This is a genomic window from Flavobacterium hibisci, assembly GCF_020026925.1.
In the GTDB taxonomy this organism is placed as follows: Bacteria; Bacteroidota; Bacteroidia; order Flavobacteriales; family Flavobacteriaceae; genus Flavobacterium; species Flavobacterium hibisci.
In genome coordinates, this window is record NZ_JAIQDW010000052.1 from 1 (window position 1) to 780 (window position 780).

The following is a 780-nucleotide window of genomic DNA, read 5'->3' on the forward strand; positions in this document are numbered from 1 at the left end:
CAGGAGCCGTAATCTCATAAGTAATCGCTCCAACTCCTGTTCCTGCTGTCTTGGCAACAGTAACTGTACTGGTAGTACGAGACGCTGGAGTACAGTAAATATCGGTATGGGTAATACCTGAAATTACAGGCGCGTTTAATCTGTTGATAACAACTGATCCTGAGAAAGTACAGCCGTTGTTGTCTTTTACGATATAATGTATCGTTTGGTCTGTTCCATTATCGGAAACCGTGAATGTTCTGGTTCCTGTAAAAGCACTTCCCTCAAAACTATAGGTATATGGAGCAGTTCCTGTAGTTGGTACATCGATCGTAACAGTTGCAGACTGCTTAACATTGGTCGAATTACAGCTAAAAGTACCTGCGGTGGCTGTAGTAGTCAAGACTGTTGGCTGGGTAATAGTTACATTAACTGAACCTGGACAATCTTTGCTGTCTTTTACATAAAATGTATAAGAACCAGCTGCCAATCCTGTAAAGGTAGCTGTGGTTGTAAAGCCGCTTGTAGCGTTATTACTGTAAGTATAACCGCCTGAACCACCTGATCCTGTTAAGGTAACTGAACCATTAGAATTTCCATTACAGCTCGCATTCACTTGTGAAGCTGTTACTGTAGGGCTTGAAATCGAATTCACTGTAGCGGTAGTGGTAACTGTACAGCTGTTGGCATCTGTAATTCTGAATGTATAAGTACCCGATGCTGATGCTGTATAGACATTAGTAGCCATAGCACTGTAGGAAGTACCTCCATTTGTGGAAACCTCATAAGTATAAGAAGTTC

At 41.8% G+C, this 780-nt stretch carries 1 pseudogene; it reads right to left on the bottom strand.

From position 1 onward, the window contains the following. Positions 1-780 (bottom strand): annotated as a pseudogene (locus K8B81_RS20795) (hypothetical protein); the annotation flags it as partial.